The organism is Rhodoplanes sp. Z2-YC6860, assembly GCF_001579845.1.
GTDB lineage: Bacteria > Pseudomonadota > Alphaproteobacteria > Rhizobiales > Xanthobacteraceae > Z2-YC6860.
In genome coordinates this window covers 7,386,766-7,406,450 of sequence record NZ_CP007440.1, presented here as the reverse complement: position 1 = coordinate 7,406,450, position 19,685 = coordinate 7,386,766, and the positions used below count along the sequence as shown (strand labels likewise).

General features: G+C 64.4%; 22 protein-coding genes and 1 pseudogene. 15 read left to right on the top strand and 8 right to left on the bottom strand.

Annotated features, from left to right (window positions below; genetic code table 11):
* Positions 1-3 precede the first annotated feature (3 nt).
* Complete coding sequence (locus RHPLAN_RS34440) at positions 4-744, top strand: class I SAM-dependent methyltransferase (RefSeq protein ID WP_084246168.1); 741 nt, start codon at positions 4-6, stop codon at positions 742-744.
* Positions 745-936: 192 nt separating this feature from the next.
* On the opposite strand, the gene gstA is transcribed toward RHPLAN_RS34440, so the two are convergent.
* Positions 937-1,548, bottom strand: coding sequence for a glutathione transferase GstA (gene gstA / locus RHPLAN_RS34435; protein WP_068028412.1), 612 nt, complete (start codon positions 1,546-1,548; stop codon positions 937-939).
* Positions 1,549-1,687: 139 nt separating this feature from the next.
* Here gstA and RHPLAN_RS34430 point away from each other — a divergent pair, with 139 nt between their 5' ends.
* The 3 genes from RHPLAN_RS34430 to ybaK all read left to right on the top strand — a co-directional run bounded on the left by RHPLAN_RS34430 (position 1,688) and on the right by ybaK (position 4,059).
* Positions 1,688-2,137 carry a MarR family winged helix-turn-helix transcriptional regulator gene (locus RHPLAN_RS34430; RefSeq protein ID WP_068032292.1) on the top strand — a complete coding sequence of 150 codons (450 nt, stop codon included), beginning with the start codon at positions 1,688-1,690 and terminating at the stop codon, positions 2,135-2,137.
* 71 nt (positions 2,138-2,208) lie between these two features.
* Positions 2,209-3,573: a glutamate--cysteine ligase gene (locus tag RHPLAN_RS34425; RefSeq protein WP_068028409.1), complete on the top strand. Its 1,365-nt coding sequence runs from the start codon at positions 2,209-2,211 to the stop codon at positions 3,571-3,573.
* Between the two features lie 12 nt (positions 3,574-3,585).
* The gene (gene ybaK, locus RHPLAN_RS34420) at positions 3,586-4,059 is read left to right on the top strand and encodes a Cys-tRNA(Pro) deacylase (RefSeq protein WP_068028406.1); all 474 of its coding nucleotides are present in this window, start codon (positions 3,586-3,588) and stop codon (positions 4,057-4,059) included.
* A 181-nt stretch (positions 4,060-4,240) separates the two neighbouring features.
* Here the strand turns inward: ybaK and RHPLAN_RS34415 are convergent, their stop codons facing one another.
* Complete coding sequence (locus RHPLAN_RS34415) at positions 4,241-5,122, bottom strand: LysR substrate-binding domain-containing protein (protein WP_084246166.1); 882 nt, start codon at positions 5,120-5,122, stop codon at positions 4,241-4,243.
* A gap of 216 nt (positions 5,123-5,338) precedes the next feature.
* Here RHPLAN_RS34415 and RHPLAN_RS34410 point away from each other — a divergent pair, with 216 nt between their 5' ends.
* Both RHPLAN_RS34410 and RHPLAN_RS34405 read left to right on the top strand, forming a co-directional pair.
* Complete coding sequence (locus tag RHPLAN_RS34410) at positions 5,339-5,710, top strand: DUF1127 domain-containing protein (protein WP_068028404.1); 372 nt, start codon at positions 5,339-5,341, stop codon at positions 5,708-5,710.
* A gap of 214 nt (positions 5,711-5,924) precedes the next feature.
* Positions 5,925-6,503: a PAN domain-containing protein gene (locus RHPLAN_RS34405; RefSeq protein ID WP_237179974.1), complete on the top strand. Its 579-nt coding sequence runs from the start codon at positions 5,925-5,927 to the stop codon at positions 6,501-6,503.
* Positions 6,504-6,512: 9 nt separating this feature from the next.
* On the opposite strand, the pseudogene RHPLAN_RS41125 reads toward RHPLAN_RS34405, so the two are convergent.
* Together RHPLAN_RS41125 and tldD are read right to left on the bottom strand one after the other, a co-directional pair.
* A pseudogene (locus tag RHPLAN_RS41125) lies at positions 6,513-6,623 on the bottom strand (type II toxin-antitoxin system CcdA family antitoxin); the annotation flags it as partial.
* Between the two features lie 60 nt (positions 6,624-6,683).
* Positions 6,684-8,102, bottom strand: coding sequence for a metalloprotease TldD (gene tldD, locus RHPLAN_RS34400; protein WP_068028401.1), 1,419 nt, complete (start codon positions 8,100-8,102; stop codon positions 6,684-6,686).
* A gap of 131 nt (positions 8,103-8,233) precedes the next feature.
* Here tldD and RHPLAN_RS34395 point away from each other — a divergent pair, with 131 nt between their 5' ends.
* Together RHPLAN_RS34395 and RHPLAN_RS34390 are read left to right on the top strand one after the other, a co-directional pair.
* Positions 8,234-8,959: a phosphatase PAP2 family protein gene (locus RHPLAN_RS34395; RefSeq protein WP_157100672.1), complete on the top strand. Its 726-nt coding sequence runs from the start codon at positions 8,234-8,236 to the stop codon at positions 8,957-8,959.
* Positions 8,960-9,052: 93 nt separating this feature from the next.
* A complete protein-coding gene (locus RHPLAN_RS34390; RefSeq protein WP_068028395.1) occupies positions 9,053-10,618 on the top strand; it encodes an ArnT family glycosyltransferase in 1,566 nt (521 codons plus the stop codon).
* Between the two features lie 227 nt (positions 10,619-10,845).
* Here the strand turns inward: RHPLAN_RS34390 and RHPLAN_RS34385 are convergent, their stop codons facing one another.
* Genes RHPLAN_RS34385 through RHPLAN_RS34370 form a run of 4 tightly spaced genes read right to left on the bottom strand, consistent with a single transcriptional unit; the run spans position 10,846 to position 13,522 of the window.
* A complete protein-coding gene (locus tag RHPLAN_RS34385) occupies positions 10,846-11,553 on the bottom strand; it encodes a fumarylacetoacetate hydrolase family protein (protein ID WP_068028392.1) in 708 nt (235 codons plus the stop codon).
* Positions 11,553-12,044 (bottom strand): cupin domain-containing protein, encoded by a 492-nt coding sequence (locus RHPLAN_RS34380; protein ID WP_068028389.1) that lies wholly within the window; start codon positions 12,042-12,044, stop codon positions 11,553-11,555. Before RHPLAN_RS34380 ends, RHPLAN_RS34385 begins: the two co-directional genes overlap by 1 nt.
* On the bottom strand, positions 12,041-12,952 hold the full coding sequence (locus tag RHPLAN_RS34375) for an NAD(P)-dependent oxidoreductase (RefSeq protein ID WP_157100671.1): 912 nt from the start codon (positions 12,950-12,952) through the stop codon (positions 12,041-12,043). Before RHPLAN_RS34375 ends, RHPLAN_RS34380 begins: the two co-directional genes overlap by 4 nt.
* A 57-nt stretch (positions 12,953-13,009) precedes the next feature.
* Positions 13,010-13,522, bottom strand: a complete 513-nt coding sequence (locus RHPLAN_RS34370; protein ID WP_068028381.1) for an invasion associated locus B family protein — start codon at positions 13,520-13,522, stop codon at positions 13,010-13,012.
* A gap of 432 nt (positions 13,523-13,954) precedes the next feature.
* Between RHPLAN_RS34370 and coxB the strand changes: the two genes are divergently transcribed.
* The 7 genes from coxB to RHPLAN_RS34335 all read left to right on the top strand — a co-directional run bounded on the left by coxB (position 13,955) and on the right by RHPLAN_RS34335 (position 19,657).
* Positions 13,955-14,794, top strand: a complete 840-nt coding sequence (gene coxB, locus RHPLAN_RS34365) for a cytochrome c oxidase subunit II (protein WP_068032286.1) — start codon at positions 13,955-13,957, stop codon at positions 14,792-14,794.
* Positions 14,795-14,865: 71 nt separating this feature from the next.
* Positions 14,866-16,491 (top strand): cytochrome c oxidase subunit I, encoded by a 1,626-nt coding sequence (gene ctaD, locus RHPLAN_RS34360; RefSeq protein WP_068028380.1) that lies wholly within the window; start codon positions 14,866-14,868, stop codon positions 16,489-16,491.
* 22 nt (positions 16,492-16,513) lie between these two features.
* On the top strand, positions 16,514-17,482 hold the full coding sequence (locus tag RHPLAN_RS34355) for a heme o synthase (RefSeq protein WP_084246164.1): 969 nt from the start codon (positions 16,514-16,516) through the stop codon (positions 17,480-17,482).
* The gene (locus RHPLAN_RS34350) at positions 17,479-17,655 is read left to right on the top strand and encodes a cytochrome c oxidase system small membrane protein (RefSeq protein WP_068028379.1); all 177 of its coding nucleotides are present in this window, start codon (positions 17,479-17,481) and stop codon (positions 17,653-17,655) included. The genes RHPLAN_RS34355 and RHPLAN_RS34350 overlap by 4 nt, the downstream gene beginning before the upstream one ends.
* A 7-nt stretch (positions 17,656-17,662) precedes the next feature.
* On the top strand, positions 17,663-18,262 hold the full coding sequence (locus RHPLAN_RS34345; RefSeq protein ID WP_068028376.1) for a cytochrome c oxidase assembly protein: 600 nt from the start codon (positions 17,663-17,665) through the stop codon (positions 18,260-18,262).
* 56 nt (positions 18,263-18,318) lie between these two features.
* Entirely contained in the window at positions 18,319-19,191 is an 873-nt protein-coding gene (locus tag RHPLAN_RS34340) for a cytochrome c oxidase subunit 3 (protein ID WP_068028373.1), read from the top strand.
* A gap of 70 nt (positions 19,192-19,261) precedes the next feature.
* Complete coding sequence (locus tag RHPLAN_RS34335) at positions 19,262-19,657, top strand: DUF983 domain-containing protein (RefSeq protein WP_068028368.1); 396 nt, start codon at positions 19,262-19,264, stop codon at positions 19,655-19,657.
* The last annotated feature ends 28 nt before the right edge of the window (positions 19,658-19,685 follow it).

Genomic DNA, 19,685 nt, shown 5'->3' with positions numbered 1-19,685 from the left:
AAGATGAATCGTTTGTGTCGTTTTGTTTGCTCTGGCGCCGTTGCGCTTGTCACTCTGGCAGCAGCGCCGCTTCCATCGTTCGCCCAGGACTATGCGGCGATCATTGCGGCGCCCGACCGCAGCGATGCGGATCGGCAGACCGATCAGCGCCGCGATCCGGTGAAGCTCCTGAATTTCACGGGAGTCAAAACCGGCATGAGCGTGCTCGATATGGGCGCGGGCGGTGGCTACAGCACCGAATTGATGGCGCGGGCCGTCGGCCCGGGCGGCAAGGTCTATGGGCAGGATTTCGAGAAGTCAGCGCGCGCCACCGAGCGCTTCGAGGCACGGATGAAGACGCCTGTGATGAAGAACGTCACGGCGGTCGATCGCAAGTTCGACGACCCGCTGCCGGAGGGCGTGGGCAATCTCGACCTGATCACGTTCTTCTTTTTCTATCATGACACGACCTACATGACGGTCGATCGCGCGGCGATGAACAAGAAGCTATTTGCGGCGCTTAAGCCCGGTGCGTTTCTGGTGATCGCCGATCACTCGGCCAAGCCCGGCACCGGTACATCGGTCGGCAAGACGCTGCACCGGATCGATGAAGCCACGCTCAAGAGCGAGGTCGAGGCGGCGGGCTTCAAGCTCGTCGGGGAGGGCGACTTCTTCCGCCATCCGGAAGACACCCGCGAGGAGAAGATCTTCGGCTCCAAGACGCCGGTCGACGAATTCGTGCTGAAGTTTCAGAAGCCGAATTAGTCGAGGCTGGTGCCACACACACCGACGTCATTCCGGGGCGCTCGCGTAAGCGAGCGAACCCGGAATCCATAACCCCGACTTGTGGTTATGGATTCCGGATCGCCGCCATCGTCCCGCGCTTCGCGCGGACCGCTGACGACGTCCGGAATGACAGCGGAATTTGTTGACGCACTCTACTTTAACCACGAAGGCCTAAGCCGCCTTCAACAACCCTTCCGCGGTCATCGCCGCCTTCACGGCGGGGCGCGCTGCGACGCGGGTCATGAACGCGGTGATGTTCGGAAACGCCGACAGGTCGATCTTGTGGAATTTCGTCCAGTTCAGCACCGTGAACAGATAGCCGTCGGCGACGGTGAAGTCGCCCAACAGATACTCGCGGCCCGCGAGGCTCTTTTCGAGATGGGCGAACTGTTTCGCGGCCAGACCTTTCTTCACGGTGTCCCGGTAATCGTCGGGCATCGCCGGGTTGAACAGCTGGCCGATGCCCTTGTGAAGCTCGCTCGCGATATAGTTCAGCCACTCCTGCAGCCGGTAGCGCTCCGGCGTGCCGGCCGCCGGCGCAAGCTTCTTCGCCGGCGCCTTGTCGGCGATGTATTGCTGAATCACCGCCGCTTCGGTCAGCACCTGTCCGTCGTCGAGCTTCACGGCCGGCACCGCGCCCTTGACGTTGATGGTCAGATAATCCTCGCCGGTGCTGGTCTTCTTGCTGCGATCGACCTGCACGAGATCGAACGGCAGCCCCGCCTCGCAAAGCGCAATATGCGGTGCGAGCGAGCAGGCGCCCGGCATGTAAAACAGCTTCATCGATTCCTCCGATTCAAAGGGGACAGAACGAGCGGTCGTGCATATCCATGCACTTGCATGGACTAGATGCATTTGCATGCAGTTGTCAAGGTTGATGCAAGTGCATGAAAGCTCTATCTTCGGATCCGAGAAACCGCCCATGAGCCGGAAGCCCTCTGCCGAAACCACCTCATGCTGGACGCGCCTTGTGCGTGTGCAGCAACGTTTGCTGGTCGCGGTCGAGCACGACCTGAAAAAAGCAGGCTTTCCGCCGCTCGCCTGGTACGACGCGCTGCTGGAACTGTCCCGTTCGCCGCATGGCGCATTGCGTCCGGTCGAGCTGGAAAAGCAGATGCTGCTGCCGCAATACTCCACATCACGATTGATTGAACGGCTGGTGGAGGCGGGGCTTGCCGAGCGCCAGACCTGTCCGGTCGACGGCCGCGGCCTCTATGTCGCGATCACCCAGGCGGGGCGCAGCATGCAGAAGAAAATGTGGGAGACATATTCCGCCGCTATCGAGCGCCACGTCGGGTCGAAGCTCTCCAACAAGGACGCAGCGACCCTCTGCGAATTGCTCGGGCGGCTCAGTTCGTGTCCCTCTCCGTGACATTCATCATGTCGTTGCCCTTTCACACGGCTCGTGATTAAGGTCGCGACCTTTTTGCGCCGGAAACTCGCATGGCCCGCGACCAAATCGATATGACGCCGATCCGATCGCGCGACGAACTCGTTGCGTGGTTCGAAGCGGGCTGCAAGCCGAAGTCGGAATTCCGCGTCGGCACCGAGCACGAGAAGTTCCCGTTCCGCATCGTGGATCATTCGCCGGTGCCTTACGCCGGCTCGCGCGGCATTCGCGCGCTGCTGGATGGCATGAAGACCATCCTCGGCTGGGATCCGATCACGGAGGGCGACAACATCATCGGGCTCGCGGATGTCACCGGCGGCGGTGCGATCTCGCTCGAGCCCGGCGGGCAGTTCGAATTGTCCGGGGCGCCGGTCGACAACGTGCATCAGACCGCGGGCGAATTGTTCGCGCATCTGGCACAGGTGCGCGAGGTGGCGAGTCCGCTCGGCATCGGCTTTCTCGGCCTCGGCATGACGCCGCTCTGGCGGCGCGCCGATATCCCGGTGATGCCCAAGGGCCGCTACAAGATCATGACCTCGTACATGCCGAAGGTCGGCAAGTATGGCCTCGACATGATGTATCGCACCTGCACGGTGCAGACGAACCATGACTTCTCGTCCGAAGCCGACATGGTGCTGAAGATGCGGGTCGCACTCGCGCTGCAGCCGGTCGCGACCGCGCTGTTCGCCAATTCGCCGTTCACCGAGGGCAAGCCTAACGGCTTCGTCTCGTTCCGCTCCGAGATCTGGCGCGACACCGACAATCAGCGCGCCGGCATGCTGCCGTTCATGTTCGAGGACGGCGCGGGCTTCGAGCGCTACGTCGATTACGCGCTCGATGTGCCGATGTATTTCATCAAGCGCGGCGACCGCTACATCGACGTGTCCGGCAAGTCGTTCCGCGATCATCTCGAAGGCAAGCTGCTGCCGGGCGAGAGCGCGACCATCTCGGACTGGGCCAATCACGTCTCGACCATCTTCCCCGAGGTGCGGCTCAAGCGGTACATCGAGATGCGGGGCTCCGACGGCGGGCCGTGGCGGCGGCTGCCGTCGCTGCCGGCCTACTGGGTGGGCCTGATCTACGACGACCTGAATCTCGACGCCTGCTGGGAGATCGTGAAGGACTGGACCGCGGCCGAGCGGCAGAAGCTGCGCGACGATGTGCCCAAGCTCGGCTTCAAGGCCAAGATCCGCAACAGGACGCTGCTCGATCTCGCCGCCGAGACCTTGCGGCTTGCCGAGCAGGGCCTGGTTCGCCGCAAACGCTTCGACCGCAATGGCCGCGACGAGACCCGTTATCTCCGCGTGCTGCAGGAGAGCGTGGCCCGCGGCCTGACGCCCGCCGAGGAGCTGTTGGAGAAATTCCACGGTCCGTGGAACGGCTCGATCGATCCGATCTTCTTCGAATACGCTTATTGAAGATTTTTCGTCATGGCCAAGGGCACGCCCGCGACCTCGGCGCTGGAGAAGGCTGGGATCGCGTTCAAGCTCCATGAGTACGACTACGACCCCAATGCCGAAAGGATCGGTATGCAGGCGGCCGATGCGCTCGGGGTCTCGCCGGCGCGGCTGTTGAAGACGTTGATGGCGAAAGCCGGCGGCGCGGTGGTCTGCGTGCTGATCGCAAGCGACCGCGAGGTGAGCCTGAAGAAGCTTGCCGCCGCGGCCGGCGCGAAAGATGCCGCGATGCTGCCCGCCGCCGAGGCCGAGCGCATCACCGGTTATCATGTCGGCGGCATCTCGCCACTCGGCCAGCGCAAGCGGGCGCGCGTGTTCATCGATGCGCCCGCGCTCGCGCATCCGACCATCATCTTCAATGGCGGGCGGCGTGGCTTGCAGATCGAGATGGCGCCGCAGGAGTTGGTGAAGCTGCTCGGTGCAACGGCGGCTGAAATCGCAAGCTAGCTAGAAAGGTAGAGCGCGCTCTATCCGCACGTGTCCCGGACGCGGTGTAGCGTGAGCGAAGCGAACGGTGCGCCGCTGATCCGGGACCCCGGTTGTGTTTCACGAAAGGAAAGTAACTGGGGTCCCGGGTCTGCAGCGCATCACTTCGTGCTGCGCTGCGCCCGGGACACGAGACCGGCGATTACTCCGCCGCTTGCGCTGCTTCCGACAGGTTGTCGAGCGACGAGATGATGTGCTCGGCCAACGCATCGGCCAGCGCCGAGGCTTCGTGCGGATTGCGGATGAGGCCGACGCGGCAGGGCGGCAACTCTGGGAATCCGTCCGCCGGGCTCAACACGCGCATGCCGGGCCGCAGCCCGGATTCCGGGCAGATCGAGATCGCCAGCCCCGATAGCACCGCCGACGCCACCGCGCTCGCATTGGCGCTGGTGTAGGCGATGTGATGCGGCCGGCCGATCGTTTCGAGGCATTCGATCGCAGCGCGGCGCCAGCCGCAGGTGGTGCGGCCGAGCGCGAGCGGCAGCGGCTCTTCGAGATGTGTCGAATGCCGGTTCGACGTCACCCACAGCAGCCGCTCTCGCCGGAACACCTCCGACGCGCGCGACGATCCGCAGTCGGTGATGATCGCGAGATCGAGCTCGTTGGAGTCGATCAGCTCGACAAGATCGACCGACGGCTGGCACAGCACCGTCAATTCCACGCCCGGATAGGCGCGCGAGAAGCGCGCCATGATCTCGGGCAGATAACGGTCGGCGTAATCATCCGGCAGTCCGAGCCGCACGCGGCCGGACAATTCCTTGTCGTCGAAGGCGGCCAGCGCCTCGACGTTGAGCTTGATGATCCGCCGTGCGTAATCGAGCAGCCGGTCGCCGTCCTCGGTGAGCTTGGAGGCGCGGCCGTCGCGGGCGAAGACCGGTTTGCCGAGCCGCTCTTCGAGCCGCTTCATCTGCATCGACACCGCCGACTGAGTCTTGTGGACCACCTCGGCGGCTTTGGTGAAACTTCCCGTCTCCACGATTGCGATGAAGGTCCGCAACTGGTCGACGTCGATCAGGGCGCTCATGGCCGCCTCCCGGGGCCAGATCCCGCGTCCGGGTCGGCCATTCATCAGCATGGATGATTGGTCATATTAAAAACATTCGTTTCACTTATCAATGGGATTCTGCGAGATTAGGCCGTCCAGAGGAAATGGGTGGGTCCCCGGGAGGCTCCGCAGCGATGCGGCGGCCCGCACGGGTGCCTTTTCCGCTTCCCGGGCTGAACTTCTCGGAGACTGACCATGCCTGCGATCACATCCCTCGGAATTGCCACGGCGTCGCCCGCCATCAAGGCGCTTTCGGCGTTGGCCGGCCGGATCGGCCAGGGCCTCAAGGAATTCGCCGACCGGATGAAGAACCGGCGCGACTCCTTCCGCTTGGCCGATCTCGATGACCGCATGCTTGCCGATATCGGGCTCCACCGCAGCGATCTACGTGACGCTTATGCCGGTCCGCTGTGGCGTGACCCGAGCGAGTTGCTCGCCCGTCGCGCCATCGAGCGCCGCGCGCGTCATGGCCGCGTGGCGACGTCGCAGCATCAGGCCGTCTTGTTCCGGGCGCGGCTGACGCTCAGCTATCCCGCCGCCAAGCGGTCGGGACGCCATTTGGTCTGAACGAATTTACGGATTGGCCGATCCTCCCATCGGCCAGGGTCCGGACCAGCGGTTTCCCCTCCCGCCTCCGGATGCAGCGCCCGCCGCCCCCGGCGGGCGCTTTCTTTTTGTCAGGACGATTCCCACAGCGACAATCGGTTACGCAATCGCACTCGCCACTGCATCGGGCCTTCACTAAAATGATGGTGGGCGCATGCACTCGAAGGCGAACGTCTTGGCGCGATTGTTACACGGCGGTCTGTTGAGCCTCGTGCGCGCCTTCATGGTCGCGGCACTGGCGCTTTTCGCAATCGTTGTTCCTGCCGAGGCGCAGCAGGGCTTCGATCGGCCCGGCGGCGACTACATCCGCTTCACGGTGCAATCGGCCGATCCTGCGGTCTGCGCCGCGCGTTGCGACCGCGACGGGCGCTGCCGGGCGTGGACCTTCTCCTATCCCAACACGGCTGCGATCGGCGGCGCCAACGCCGCAACCTGCTGGCTGAAGCATCAGGTGACACAGCCCAAAGAAAATCGCTGCTGCGTGTCGGGCGTCAAAGGCGGCGGGCTCGGTGAGAACCGGCCTGGGCCGCTGGAAACCTCCATCGACCGCTCCGGCGGGGACTACAAGAATTTCGACATCCAGAATCCGCCCAGCGCCGAGGCCTGCAAGAAGGCCTGCGAGGACGACAACCGCTGCAGGGCGTGGACCTACGCGCGCTCTGGCTATGTCGGCAGCGCGGCGCGCTGCTACCTCAAGGAGAAGATCACGCGTCCGGTCCGCAAGCCGTGCTGCGTGTCCGGCGTTGTGAGGTAGAAAGCCGTACTATCCACGGCCGGGTCGATAGCGAAGTCGACTCGCCAAAATTCCGTGCCTTTCGATGAATTTGTTGATCGAGTCGACCGCGACCTTGTTGGCCTCATACCAATCGCGGGCGGCCTGTTCACGTTCGGCCGTTCACGATGCAAGTTCCGTTTTGGCCAATTGAACCAAGCCTTAACCCGTCCCGCCGACCGTGATGCGGTCCATGCGCAGGGTCGGCTGACCGACGCCGACCGGTACGCCCTGGCCGTTCTTGCCGCAGGTGCCGACCCCGGTGTCGAGCTTCATGTCGTTGCCGACCATGGTGACGCGCTTGAGATCGCTCGGTCCGTTGCCGATCAGCATCGCGCCCTTGAGCGGCGCGCCGATCTTGCCGTTCTCGATCTTGTAGGCCTCGGTGACGTTGAACACGTACTTGCCCGAGGTGATGTCGACCTGGCCGCCGCCGAGGTTGACGGCAAAGAAGCCGTTCTTCACCGACGCGATGATCTCGCCCGGATCCTTGTCGCCTGCGGTCATGTAGGTGTTGGTCATGCGCGGCATCGGCACATGCGCGTGGCTCTCGCGGCGGCCGTTGCCCGTCGGCTTCATGCCCATCAGCCGTGCATTCTGCCGGTCCTGCATGTAGCCCACCAGGATGCCGTCCTCGATCAGCACGGTGCGGTTGGTCGGCGTGCCTTCGTCGTCGATCGACAGCGAGCCGCGGCGGCTCTGGATGGTGCCGTCGTCGACCACGGTCACGCCCTTGGCGGCGACCTGCTGGCCCATCAGGCCGGCGAACGCGGAGGTCTTCTTGCGATTGAAGTCGCCTTCGAGGCCATGGCCGACAGCTTCGTGCAGCATCACGCCGGCCCAGCCGGCGCCGAGCACCACATCCATCTCGCCGGCCGGCGAGGGGATCGAATCGAGATTGAGCAGTGCCTGCCGCACCGCTTCCTCGACGGCGTGCTCCCAGGTCTTGCCCTCGATGAAACGCAGGTAGCCCTCGCGGCCGCCATAGCCGTAGGAGCCGGTCTCCTGCCGGTCGCCCGAAGCCGCCACCACGGACACGTTGACTCGCACCAGCGGCCGGATGTCGCGATAGGTCTGGCCGTCGGGCCGCACGATCTCGACCACCTGCCAGGATGCGCCAAGGCTTGCGGTCACCTGCTTGATGCGCTGGTCCCTTGCGCGCGCATAGGCATCCATGGTCTCCAGGAGCTTCACCTTGGCGTCGAAGCCCGGCGCCTCGAGCGGGTTCTCGTCGCCGTAGAGCTTGACGTTGGTGCGGCCCGGAGCTGCGGCATACTGGCCGGAATAGCCGCCCTTGACGGCGCGGATGGCATCGGCGGCGCGCGCGATCGCCCCCTCCGACACCTCCGAGGCGTGCGCGTAGCCCACCGCCTCGTCCTTGACGGCGCGAAGCCCAAAGCCCTGGTTGGTGTCGTAAGTCGCCTGCTTCAGGCGCCCGTTGTCCCACACCAGCATCTCGGACTGCTTGTATTCGAGGAACAACTCGCCGTCGTCGGCGCCTTCGAGGCCGCGGTCGATCAGCTTGCCGACGCGGGCCTTGTCGAGGCCGGCACGGTCGAGGAGGGAGGCGTTGGGATTCATGGGGTGCTCCAGTCGTACGCCATCTTAAATAAGAAGCCCGGCGCCGTCAGGACAGCCCCTTTGGACATCCAAAGACTTCGTGTATTGCCGTGCCCGCGGCCGTCGTGCCGGCGTACCGGGGAACACGGCTGATGGCGTTCGCAGGGCTGTTGATCGTTTTGGCCGGAGGTATCGCGGCCGCAGCCGTTTGGATCGACCCGGCGCTCGATCTGCAGTTCGCCGCCTGGTTTCTGACGCCGGGCGTGAGAGCTGCGCTTGCGCCGTTCTATCCATGGTTCGACACTGTGCGCGATTGCAATGTCGCGCTCTCGAGCGCTTTCGGCATCGTCGCCGGTTGCACGCTCGTCATCAAGCTGATCCGGCCAAAGCAACGCACGCTGATGTCGTTGCGCACCTCGCTCCTCGTCATCTTCACGTTCGCACTTGCGCCGGGGCTCCTCGTCAACACCATTTTGAAGCCACATTCCGGCCGGCCGCGGCCGGCCGCCGTCGTCGAACTCGGCGGCACGCAGCGGTTCGTGCAGTGGTGGGATTTCAGCGGCGAATGTGACGGCAACTGTTCCTTCGTTTCCGGTGAGGCCGCGGGCGCCTACGCGCTGCTGGCGCCGGCCGCGGCCGCGCCCATGCCGTGGCGTCCGGTGGCCATCGTGGCGGTGGTCGTCTATGGCACCGCCATCGGCGTGGTGCGGATGGCGGCCGCCGGGCATTTTGCCACAGACATTGTTTTTGCCGGCGTGTTCACGGCCCTGATCGTCTGGCTCCTGTACGGCTGCATCTATCGCTGGCCGCGTACACCGCGCACCGAGGACAACCTCGAACAGTTCCAGGCGCGCCGGCGCGCACGAACGAAGGCGTAGATCGCTATCGCGAATCTGGCGGTTTCTTTCGACCGGATTTGGCGTACAAACCCGCCTCAAGGGCCTGATTTCCGGAATTGAGGAGCACCACGGGTGAGTTCGGACAATATCGCCGGCGCGTCGGCGCATTTTCCGGGCCTGGCCGGCGTCGCAGCAGCGCGTCCGATCGTGCCGGAACTGACCTTTACCCACGTGCTGACGGCGCTCGTCGCGCTGACCCTGGTCCGGATCATCGGCCTGCATTTCTCTGTGGTCGATCTGTTCTTCGACGAGGCGCAGTACTGGACCTGGTCGCGGGAACTCGCCTTCGGCTATTTCTCCAAGCCGCCGCTCCTGGCCTGGGTGATCGCCGCGACCGATCCGATCTGCGGCAGCAGCGAGGCCTGCGTGCGGCTCGGCTCGCCGCTCATTCATCTGGGCACGAGCCTTCTGGTCTATGCCATCGCCGACAGGCTCTACGGCCGCCAGCCGGCGGCGTGGGCTGCGCTCGCCTTCGCACTGGGCATCGGTCTCAGCTTCTCATCGCGAATCATCTCGACCGACGTGCCGCTCCTGTTCTTCTGGGCCGCGGCGTTGCTCGCCTATCTGCATCTGATGTCGAAGCCGGACTGGCGCTGGACGCTCGTTCTCGGCGTGTCGTTCGGGCTCGGTCTGCTTTCCAAATATGCCATGATCTATTTCCTGCTCGGCGTGGCCTGGGCCTGCATCTACGACCGCGACGCCCGCGCCTTGCTGAAGCGCAAGCACATCTGGATCGCGCTGCTCATCGGCGTGGCGCTGCTGCTGCCCAATCTCTACTGGAACGCCACCCACGATTTTCTCACCTTCAAGCACACCGGCGACAACATCTCGGGCGACGGCTTCCGCTTCCGGTGGACCGGCGCCGGCGATTTCATCGGCTCGCAGTTCGCCGTGATGGGACCGATGGTGTTCGCCTCGTTTCTTTGGATTGTCGCGCGGCATCTCGGTCCGCGGGTCACGCCGCAAGACAAATTGATGCTGGCCTTTGCGATCCCGCCGCTGCTGCTCGTCACGGCACTGTCCTTCGTGCGCGGCGCCAATGGCAATTGGGCGGCGCCGTCGGTGATATCGATGACGGTGCTCGCGGTGGCGTGGTGGTTCCGCTTCGGCTGGAAGCACTGGCTGCGCGGCACCATTACGCTCGGCCTGTTCATGCAGGCCCTGCTGATCGTCAGTGATGCCTTCGCCACCCGCATCAACATTCCGGCGCTGGGCGCCAGGGGCGATATCTATCAACGCACGCTCGGCTGGCGTAGCCTCGGGCTTCGCACCGCGGACCTCGCGCGTGCGACCGGCGCGCGCACGGTGGCATCCGAGGGGCGCGCCGAGACCGCGGCCGAGATCTATTATCTCCGCGACGAGCCGGTGCGCGCGCTGTCCTGGCCGGTCAGCAAGATTCCCGATCATCAGTTCGATCTGACACGGGCGATGGATTCATCGGCGCAGGAGCCGGTGTTGTTCGTCACGTATTGCCCGGTGGTTTCCAGGCTCGAGCGCTTCTACAGCGAGGTGACGCCGCTCGGCGACATCACGACCTCGACCGGGCCGACCACCAAGCGGCAGTTTCACGCCTTCAAGCTCACCGGGCGCAAACGTGACATCGAGCCGATCGGCATCTGCTCTGAAGCAGCGGAGTAGCGATCAGGCTGGTCTGGAGCACGATCCCGAAAAGCGTGAAGCGGTTTTCGGAAAACATCATGCTCAAACAAGAGCAAGAAGCGACGGGTCTAAATTCAACGAAGTTGAATCAGACCCTGGCGCGCGTTCTTTCGTTCTACCGAAGTGTTCACAACGCCCAGCTGCTTTAGACCGGCCAGCCGGAGGCTCGCCGGGAAAACAACGGAAATAGGGTAGAGAGACTGGCGTCACTCCGTAAAGTTCACCAAGATCGGAGCGATCGGCTCGAGCGCGAAGTCGACGCGGGTGTCGCTGCGCTCGAGCAGCATCGGCGCCGTCAGCGAGCCGCAGATGACGAACTGTCCGGCGCGCAGCCCGTCGCCGACCGCGGCCGCGACGTCGGCGACGTGGCGCACGACATTGAGGATGTCGCCGGTGTTGGTCTGAAGATCTGCCGGCACCGGCACGTTCTCACCGCTGCGGGTCAATCGGCCTTTGAGACCTTGAAGCCTTGCGCCCTGGCGCATGATGTCGCGCTGGCCGAGGATGACGTGGCGCTGGAAGATATTGCCTGCGAGCACGCCCTCGACATCGTCCGGCGAACTGTCGACGTCGGCGAGTTCAATTGCAGGCCCGATGGCGACCACGGCGCGCCGCACGTCATCGCGGTTGGCGGTGGCCGGGAGATCGTGGCCGATGTAAGCCGCGATCTCCGCCTCGGCGGCGGGCTTCTGCCAGGAGGACAGCGACACCGTTCCGCCGGACGGCAACATGGCGCGGTCCAATATGAATCCCACGACCGGCGCCGTGAGCTTGAGCTTCTGCATGGCGGCGGGCGCGCCGAAACCGACCTTCCAGCCGACCTGGCGCGCGCCCTCGTTGAAGCGGTGTTTGCGCAAGTCCATTTGCGCGCGCATGCCGGCGGCGATGCGTGGATCGTCGAGCGTTGCGCTCATTACGGCTTGTGTCCTCCGGGCGGATTCTCGTAGCCGGAGTCCTCGATCGAGCCTGCGCCCATCCAGCCCCAGACCAGCACCACCTCCTCGTTCGAGGTGTTGTTGAAGCCGTGCCAGACGCCGCGCGGCGAATAGACCACGTCGCCTTCGCCGGACGGCTCCAGCCCCTTGTCGGTGATGATGTGGCCGTGACCCTTCAGCACGATGAAGAACTCGTCGCAGTTGCGATGCAGGTGCTGCTCGTGGCTCGCGCCGGGCTTGAGCACGGTCCAGCCGACCACGTGACCGGCGCCGGCAGACCTCTTATCGATCAAAAATTGCACCTGCATGTCGATCCAGCCGTCGTCGCGCTTCAGGCCTTCGACCTTCGGCACGTCGCGGATGTTGGTGCGGAACATCTTGCCGCCGAAGGTCGCCGCCGTGATGCCGGTCGCGGCCTTCACGGCTTTGGCCAGTGCGGAGCCGATCTTTTCGCCTTTGCCTGTCGTCACGCTTGTCCTCCAGAATCCTGTCCACCAGATTCTTGACCACCCAGCCGGCGGTACACCTGGTGCGCCACCACGAAATCGTTGGCGTCGATGCCGAGCCCGCGGCAGGCGTTCATCATCTCGTTGGCGGCGGCCGCGAGCGGCACCGGGCTGCCGAGCTTTCGGCCGAGGTTGAGCGCGAGCATCATGTCCTTCTGCTGCAGCGTCACATCGGCGAGCGGCACCGCCGGCATCCTGCCGTCGATGATGAACGGGCCTCGATAGCCGAGCACCGGCGACGCCGCGACGCTTTTGAGGATCGCATCCACCGCAACCTCGCGCCCGACGCCGCCCTTCTCGGCGAGCGCCACCGCTTCGCCGAAGCAGATCACCTCGACCATCAGCAGCAGATTGACCGCGATCTTCATCTGGCAGGCGAGGCCGTTGCCGCCGATCCGCGTGACCTTGGGGCCGATCGCGAGCAGCACCGGCTTGGCCCGCTCGAACGCCGCCTCGTCGCCGCCGATCATGACTGAGGCCTGACCGGCCTTCACGGTCACGGGGCTGCCCGACAGCGGGCCGTCGAGCATGATCGAGCCGGCCTTGGCGAATTGCGCCGCGACCTCCCGGCTTGCGTCGGGCTCGATCGTGCTCATGTCGATATAGATGCCGCCCTGGCGCAGGCCGGCCACGATGCCGTCAGGCCCGAGCGCCACGGCTTTGACGGCCGCCGAATCGGTCACGATCGAGAACACGATCTCGGATGTGGCGGCCACGGCCTTGGTCGTGTCGCCCCATTTCATCCCGGCTGCGATCAAGGCCTCGGCCTTGCCGCGCGACCGATTCCAGCCGGTGACCGTGTGTCCGGCCGCCATCAGCCTCGGGACGATCAGCTCGCCCATGGCCCCCAGGCCGATAAATCCGATGTTCACTTCCAAGCCCCTTGCTCGATTTCTGGCTCGATTGGCCGGGGCCGATGATCGGAAGCCTCAGGGCAGTTTGTCAAAGCCCTCGCCGAAGCCCTTCAGGCTGATCGGAAAGCCGATGCCTTCCTCCGGCGTCTGGAAGATGATGAAGGTGGCCTGTTGCCCACTGCGCAGCTTGCCGATCAGGGTGTCGTCCATGATCACTTCGGCAACGCAGCCGTTGGGCACACAGCGCACGAAGCCGGCACGGCCGACCTCGGCATTGTCGATTTTCAGCCCCAGGCCCGACGGCAGCAGCACGCCCGGCGGGGCGATCACCCGCATCAGCCGGGTTTTCTTGTCCGCGGTCTTCAGCACGATGACGGTGAGGCCGATATTGGGCCGGTCTTCCGCCGTGACGCTCTGGATCAGGGCGCATTGTTCGCCCTGGGCGCCGGGCGGAGTGTCGCACCGGACCTGCCAGTCGTTGTGGATCGACTTGACCGAGCCCTGGGCGAATGCGGGCCCGGCGGGCCAGAGCGCCACCAGGGCCACGATTGGAAGCAGCCGAACTAAGCCTTGGCCGATTTTGCCCATAATTCTGTTCTCAGAGGTTGCAACTTCGGGGCGCTGCCTTCGAATCGCCGGAACCTGGATACCATCGCTGTGCCGGGTTGAGCTACCGGCCGTACGTCCTCGTGAGCGCCGATGTGCACAAGGCCGTCGCCCGGACGCTGTTTCGGGGTGCTGTTCTGACCCCGCAAAGCACTGGACTTGCAAGGGTTCAGCGACCGGATCGTCACATATGCGAAATATCCAGAAAGTCGCGCCCGACCGGCGTCCAGGCACATTGCGACTGCGCCGGAATTATGGTTTGAGAAGCCCGGGAAACCCCCTCCCGCCGCACCGCCGCCGAGCCGCGCTGCCCATCTGGGCGCCGTCCTCGGGAGCGGGTCTTGATCTGCAAAGAGGCCTCCCGGTGCGGCAAGGACGCGTCACGACGATTTCGTCGAAGGAGCAATGACGACGATGCTGGTGCTTAAGCGGTTGGCCGCGCTCGCGGCTGTGATGGTGGCCGGACTTGCAATCGGCGATACGGCCTTCGCCGCTGCCGGTCAGCCGTCCCCGTGGGAGACGACCTTTCAGGAAGCCGTCACACCCGTGATGGAATACGTCACCTGGTTCCACAACTGGCTGCTGGTGATCATCACCCTGATCACGCTGTTCGTCCTGGCGCTGCTCCTGATCTGCATCTTCCGCTTCAACGCGAAGGCCAACCCGAGCCCGTCGCGCACCACCCACAATACGCTGCTCGAAGTGGCCTGGACGCTGCTCCCGGTCATCATTCTGGTCTGCATCGCGGTGCCGTCGTTCAAGCTCCTGTTCCTGCAGACCACGATCCCGCAGTCGGATCTCACCATCAAGGCGACCGGCAAGCAGTGGTACTGGAGCTACGCCTATCCGGACAGCAACTTCGAGTTCGATTCGCTGCTGGCCTGCGATCAGGCGCGCACCAAGTGCGAGCAGCCGCGGCTGCTCGCGGTCGACAACGAGATCGTGGTTCCGGTGAACAAGATCGTCCGCGTCCAGGTGATCGGCGCCGACGTGATTCACGCCTTTGCGGTGCCGTCATTCGGCATCAAGATCGACGCCATTCCGGGCCGGCTGAACGAGACATGGTTCAAGGCGACCCGCGAGGGTGTGTACTACGGCCAGTGCTCGGAGCTGTGCGGCAAGGACCACGCCTTCATGCCGATCCAGGTTCGGGTCGTCAGCGAGAAGGACTACGCCACCTGGCTCGATCAGGCGAAGAAGAAGTATGCCGCGATCGACGGCGTGCGGTCGCCGAACCAGGTTGCGGCCAAATAGTCGCAGCGGCAACGAGCGTTGCGAAGAAGACGACATAGCGGGCGATAACGACAGGTCTTAAGGAACTGACGATGGCTACAGCGGCTCACGACCACGCACACGGCGATCACGCACATGACGATCATGCGCACCCCACCCCGACCGGGTGGAAGCGCTTCGTCTATTCGACGAACCACAAGGACATCGGCACGATGTATCTGGTGTTCGCGATCTGCGCCGGCGTGATCGGCGGCGCGATGTCGGTCGCCATCCGTATGGAACTGCAGTTCCCGGGGATGCAGGTGTTCCACGACCCGCACCAGTTCAACGTGTTCACCACCGCGCACGGCCTGATCATGATCTTCTTCATGGTCATGCCGGCGATGATCGGCGGGTTCGGCAACTGGATGGTGCCGCTCATGATCGGCGCGCCGGACATGGCGTTCCCGCGCATGAACAACATCTCGTTCTGGCTGCTGCCGGCCTCGTTCGCGCTGCTGATCACCTCGGCCTTCGTCGAGGGCGAGCCGGGCTCGCCCGGCGTCGGCGCCGGTTGGACCATGTACGCGCCGCTGTCCACCACCGGCCATCCGGGCCCGGCGGTCGACTTCGCCATCCTGGCGCTGCACATCGCCGGTGCCTCGTCGATCCTCGGCGCCATCAACTTCATCACCACGATCTTCAACATGCGCGCGCCCGGCATGACGCTGCACAAGATGCCGCTGTTCGTGTGGTCGATCCTGGTGACCGTGTTCCTGCTGCTGCTGTCGCTGCCGGTGCTCGCCGGCGCCATCACCATGCTGCTGACGGATCGTAACTTCGGAACGACGTTCTTCACCGCGTCGGGCGGTGGCGATCCGATCCTGTTCCAGCACCTGTTCTGGTTCTTCGGCCACCCGGAGGTCTACATCCTGATCCTGCCGGGCTTCGGTATGATCAGCCAGATCATCTCGACCTTCAGCCGCAAGCCGATCTTCGGTTACCTCGGCATGGCCTATGCCATGGTCGCGATCGGCGGCGTCGGCTTCGTGGTCTGGGCCCATCACATGTACACGGTCGGCATGTCGACGGCGACGCAGGCCTACTTCATCGCCGCCACCATGGTGATCGCGGTGCCGACCGGCGTGAAGATCTTCTCCTGGATCGCCACGATGTGGGGCGGCTCCATCGAGTTCAAGACGCCGATGCTGTTCTCGGTCGGTCTCATCTTCCTGTTCACGATCGGTGGCGTGACCGGCGTCGTGCTGGCCAATGCCGGCGTCGACCGCTCGCTGCAGGACACCTACTACGTCGTCGCGCACTTCCACTACGTGCTGTCGCTCGGTGCCGTGTTCGCGATCTTCGCCGGCTGGTACTACTGGTTCCCGAAGATCACCGGCTACATGTACTCGGAGTTCTGGGGCAAGCTGCACTTCTGGACGACCTTCGTCGGCGTCAACATCATCTTCTTCCCGCAGCACTTCCTGGGTCTGTCCGGCATGCCGCGCCGCATCGCTGACTATCCGGATGCGTTTGCGGGCTGGAACTACGTGTCGTCGGTCGGCTCCTACATCTCCTCGGTGGGCCTCCTGATCTTCCTGATCGGCATGTTCGTGGCGTTCTCACGCAAGGAGAAGGCTGCCGCCAATCCGTGGGGTCCGGGTGCGACCACGCTGGAATGGACGCTGTCGTCGCCGCCGCCGTTCCATCAGTTCAACGAACTGCCCAGAATCAAGTGACGGGATCGAGTAAGGCCAGCTGATGTCGTTCACGACCGACAGCGCAACACTCGCGCCTTCGCTGACGAGCGAGGTTTCTCACGCCGAGCCGAGCATGGCCGACGTTGGGGACTACCTCGCTCTGCTGAAGCCGCGGGTGATGTCGCTGGTCGTGTTCACGGCGCTGGTCGGCATGGTGGTGGCGCCGGTGCATCTGCATCCGGTGCTCGGCTTCTTCGCGCTGCTCTGCATCGCGGTGGGCGCGGGAGCCGCGGGCGCCCTCAACATGTGGTACGAGGCCGACATCGACGCGGTGATGAAGCGCACCCAGCAGCGCCCCATCCCGGCCGGCCGCGTCACCCGCGGCGAAGCGCTCTCTTTCGGAATCGTGCTGGCCGGCTTCTCGGTCGTTTTCCTCGGCTTGATGATCAATTGGGTCGCGGCTGGCGCGCTCGCCTTCACCATCTTCTTCTATGCCGTGGTCTATACGATGTGGCTCAAGCCCGCGACGCCGCAGAACATCGTCATCGGCGGCGCGGCCGGCGCGTTTCCGCCGATGGTCGGCTGGGCGGCTGCGACCGGCGGCATCGGCTTTGAGTCGTTCCTCCTCTTTCTCGTGATCTTCGTCTGGACGCCGCCGCACTTCTGGGCGCTTTCGCTCTACAGCGTCGATGAATACAAGCGCGCCGGCATTCCGATGATGCCCGTGGTCGCCGGTGCGGCAGAGACCCGCCGCCAGATTCTGCTCTATTCGGTGCTGCTCGCTCCGGTCGGGGCGCTGCCCTGGCTGTTCGGCTACGCCGGCCTGTCCTACGGACTCGCCGCCATCGCGGGCGGCGTGATGATGATCGCTCTCGCGCTGCGGCTCTGCCAGAAGCCTTCGCACAGGACTGCGAAGCAGCTGTTCGCTTTTTCGATTCTCTACCTGTTCGCGCTGTTCCTGATCCTTCTGGTCGAACACAGTATCGGCGGTTCGCAGTTCGGATTGCCCTTCGGCCGGGTCTTCGCATGAGTGTGGCGATGGATGAAAAGCCGAACGAGCCGGGCATCGTTCTCACCGAGGAGCAACTGCGTCGCCGTCGCGCGCGCTCGATCGCCATCGCGCTCGCCCTTGGCGCGTTTGTTGTCTTGATTTGGGCGGTGACCCTGGTCAAAGGGCCGGCCGTTCTGATTCGGCCACTTTGAGATTGCAATGACCCCGAACGAACCCACCCAACCGCTTCGCCGCCGCGACAAGATCGTCGCCATGGCCTGCGGGCTGTGCGTGGCCGCTATGGTCGGGGCAGCCTACGCGGCGGTGCCGTTCTACAACTGGTTCTGCAGGGTCACCGGCTTCAATGGCACGACCCAGGTCGCGACCAGCATTCCCAGCACCGTCTCCGATCGCAAGATCACGGTGCGCTTCGACGCCAATGTCGGCCCCGGCCTCGCCTGGCGCTTCGAGCCGGAGCAGCGCTCGATCGAGGTGCGGATCGGCGAGGTCGTCACCGTCCACTACCTCGCGGTCAACGAGACCGCGCGTCAGATCACCGCGTCGGCGGCCTACAACGTCACGCCGCTGACGATGGGGTCCTACTTCCAGAAGATCAATTGCTTCTGCTTCACCGAGCAGACCCTGAAGGGCGGTGAGAAGCGGGAGATGGCCGTCGTGTTCTACGTCGATCCTGAGATGCTCAAGGACAACGAGAACGCCGACACCAACACTATTACGCTGTCCTACACCTTCTTCCAGCAGCGCGAGCCGCTGCGGCCGGTGGCGGACGGCGCGCCGCCCGCGCGGCCGAAGAGCTAAAGCCGGCCGGACGGATGAAGCCGGCGACACGAGACGAGGATTGAACGGAGACCGAAATGGCCGACGCCCACACCGAACCGCAACACGACTATCATCTGGTCAATCCGAGCCCGTGGCCGGCGATCGGCTCGATCTCGGCCTTCATCATGGCGGTCGGTGCCATCGGCTGGATGCACCACATGTACGAGTTCGCGCCGTTCGTGTTCGGCGTGGGCGCGATCGGCGTGCTCTACACCATGGGCGCCTGGTGGGGTGACGTGATCAAGGAGGCCGAGCACGAGGGCTTCCACACCCGCGTGGTGCAGATCTCGCACCGCTACGGCATGATCCTGTTCATCGCCTCCGAGGTGATGTTCTTCGTCGCCTGGTTCTGGGCCTACTTCAACGTCGCGCTGTTCCCGGCCGACACCCATCAGATCCTGCGCGGCGACCTGCTTGGCCATGTCTGGCCGCCGGCGCCCAGCCCCGACCACACCTCGTTCCGCGGCACCTTCGATCCGTGGCACCTGCCGCTGCTCAACACCCTGATCCTGCTCACCTCGGGCACGACGGTGACCTGGGCGCACCACGCGCTCCTGCACAACGACCGCAAGGGCCTGGTCAACGGCCTGTGGCTCACCGTCATCCTCGGCGCCACCTTCACCTGCGTGCAGGCCTACGAGTACATGCACGCCGCCTTCACCTATTCGGGCCACATCTACGGCGCGACCTTCTTCATGGCGACCGGCTTCCACGGCGCCCACGTGCTGATCGGCACCACGTTCCTGATCGTCTGCCTGATCCGCGCCTATCGCGGCCACTTCACCCCGACGCAGCATCTCGGCTTCGAGTTCGCCGCCTGGTACTGGCACTTCGTCGACGTGGTCTGGCTGTTCCTGTTCGCCTGCATCTACGTCTGGGGCGCCGGCACGCCGCTCGCGCATCACTGACGCGGTTGCCGTCAATCGAATGCAAAGGGGCGGCTCACAAGCTGCCCCTTTGTCTTTTGGAGGTTTGCGGATGGCCGAATTCGATCGCTCACAAATTCAGACGATGCTCAGCGGCCTGGCCTGCCGCTGTCCGCGCTGCGGCAAGGGCAAGCTGTTCCAGGGCTTTCTGACGCTGAAGCCGTCATGCGATGCCTGCGGGCTCGACTATGCGTTCATCGACGCCGGCGACGGGCCTGCGGTGTTCGTGGTGCTGTTCGCGGGCTTCGTCGTGGTCACCTGCGCGCTGGTCGTCGAGTTCAAATACGCGCCGCCGTTCTGGGTGCATGCGGTGCTCTGGGGACCGTTGATCCTCGTCACCACATTATGGCCGTTGCGCGCGCTCAAAGGTCTGCTCATCGCCCTGCAATTTTGGAACAAGGCCGCTGAGGGGCGCCTGGAACGAAAGGCCGGTGACGGCAGTCCTTGAGCAGCAAAGGCTGTCCACGGCCGTCTTG

Excerpts from the sequence above, each read along its gene's own strand:
- RHPLAN_RS34370 (WP_068028381.1), bottom strand. The coding sequence starts at position 13,522 with ATGGGCAAAATCGGCCAAGGCTTAGTTCGGCTGCTTCCAATCGTGGCC.
- RHPLAN_RS34440 (WP_084246168.1), top strand. The coding sequence starts at position 4 with ATGAATCGTTTGTGTCGTTTTGTTTGCTCTGGCGCCGTTGCGCTTGTC.
- gstA (WP_068028412.1), bottom strand. The coding sequence starts at position 1,548 with ATGAAGCTGTTTTACATGCCGGGCGCCTGCTCGCTCGCACCGCATATT.
- RHPLAN_RS34395 (WP_157100672.1), top strand. The coding sequence starts at position 8,234 with ATGGCGTTCGCAGGGCTGTTGATCGTTTTGGCCGGAGGTATCGCGGCC.
- ybaK (WP_068028406.1), top strand. The coding sequence starts at position 3,586 with ATGGCCAAGGGCACGCCCGCGACCTCGGCGCTGGAGAAGGCTGGGATC.
- RHPLAN_RS34385 (WP_068028392.1), bottom strand. The coding sequence starts at position 11,553 with ATGAGCGCAACGCTCGACGATCCACGCATCGCCGCCGGCATGCGCGCG.
- RHPLAN_RS34410 (WP_068028404.1), top strand. The coding sequence starts at position 5,339 with ATGCCTGCGATCACATCCCTCGGAATTGCCACGGCGTCGCCCGCCATC.
- coxB (WP_068032286.1), top strand. The coding sequence starts at position 13,955 with ATGCTGGTGCTTAAGCGGTTGGCCGCGCTCGCGGCTGTGATGGTGGCC.
- tldD (WP_068028401.1), bottom strand. The coding sequence starts at position 8,102 with ATGAATCCCAACGCCTCCCTCCTCGACCGTGCCGGCCTCGACAAGGCC.
- RHPLAN_RS34355 (WP_084246164.1), top strand. The coding sequence starts at position 16,514 with ATGTCGTTCACGACCGACAGCGCAACACTCGCGCCTTCGCTGACGAGC.
- RHPLAN_RS34335 (WP_068028368.1), top strand. The coding sequence starts at position 19,262 with ATGGCCGAATTCGATCGCTCACAAATTCAGACGATGCTCAGCGGCCTG.
- RHPLAN_RS34430 (WP_068032292.1), top strand. The coding sequence starts at position 1,688 with ATGAGCCGGAAGCCCTCTGCCGAAACCACCTCATGCTGGACGCGCCTT.
- RHPLAN_RS34425 (WP_068028409.1), top strand. The coding sequence starts at position 2,209 with ATGGCCCGCGACCAAATCGATATGACGCCGATCCGATCGCGCGACGAA.
- ctaD (WP_068028380.1), top strand. The coding sequence starts at position 14,866 with ATGGCTACAGCGGCTCACGACCACGCACACGGCGATCACGCACATGAC.
- RHPLAN_RS34345 (WP_068028376.1), top strand. The coding sequence starts at position 17,663 with ATGACCCCGAACGAACCCACCCAACCGCTTCGCCGCCGCGACAAGATC.
- RHPLAN_RS34350 (WP_068028379.1), top strand. The coding sequence starts at position 17,479 with ATGAGTGTGGCGATGGATGAAAAGCCGAACGAGCCGGGCATCGTTCTC.
- RHPLAN_RS34340 (WP_068028373.1), top strand. The coding sequence starts at position 18,319 with ATGGCCGACGCCCACACCGAACCGCAACACGACTATCATCTGGTCAAT.
- RHPLAN_RS34415 (WP_084246166.1), bottom strand. The coding sequence starts at position 5,122 with ATGAGCGCCCTGATCGACGTCGACCAGTTGCGGACCTTCATCGCAATC.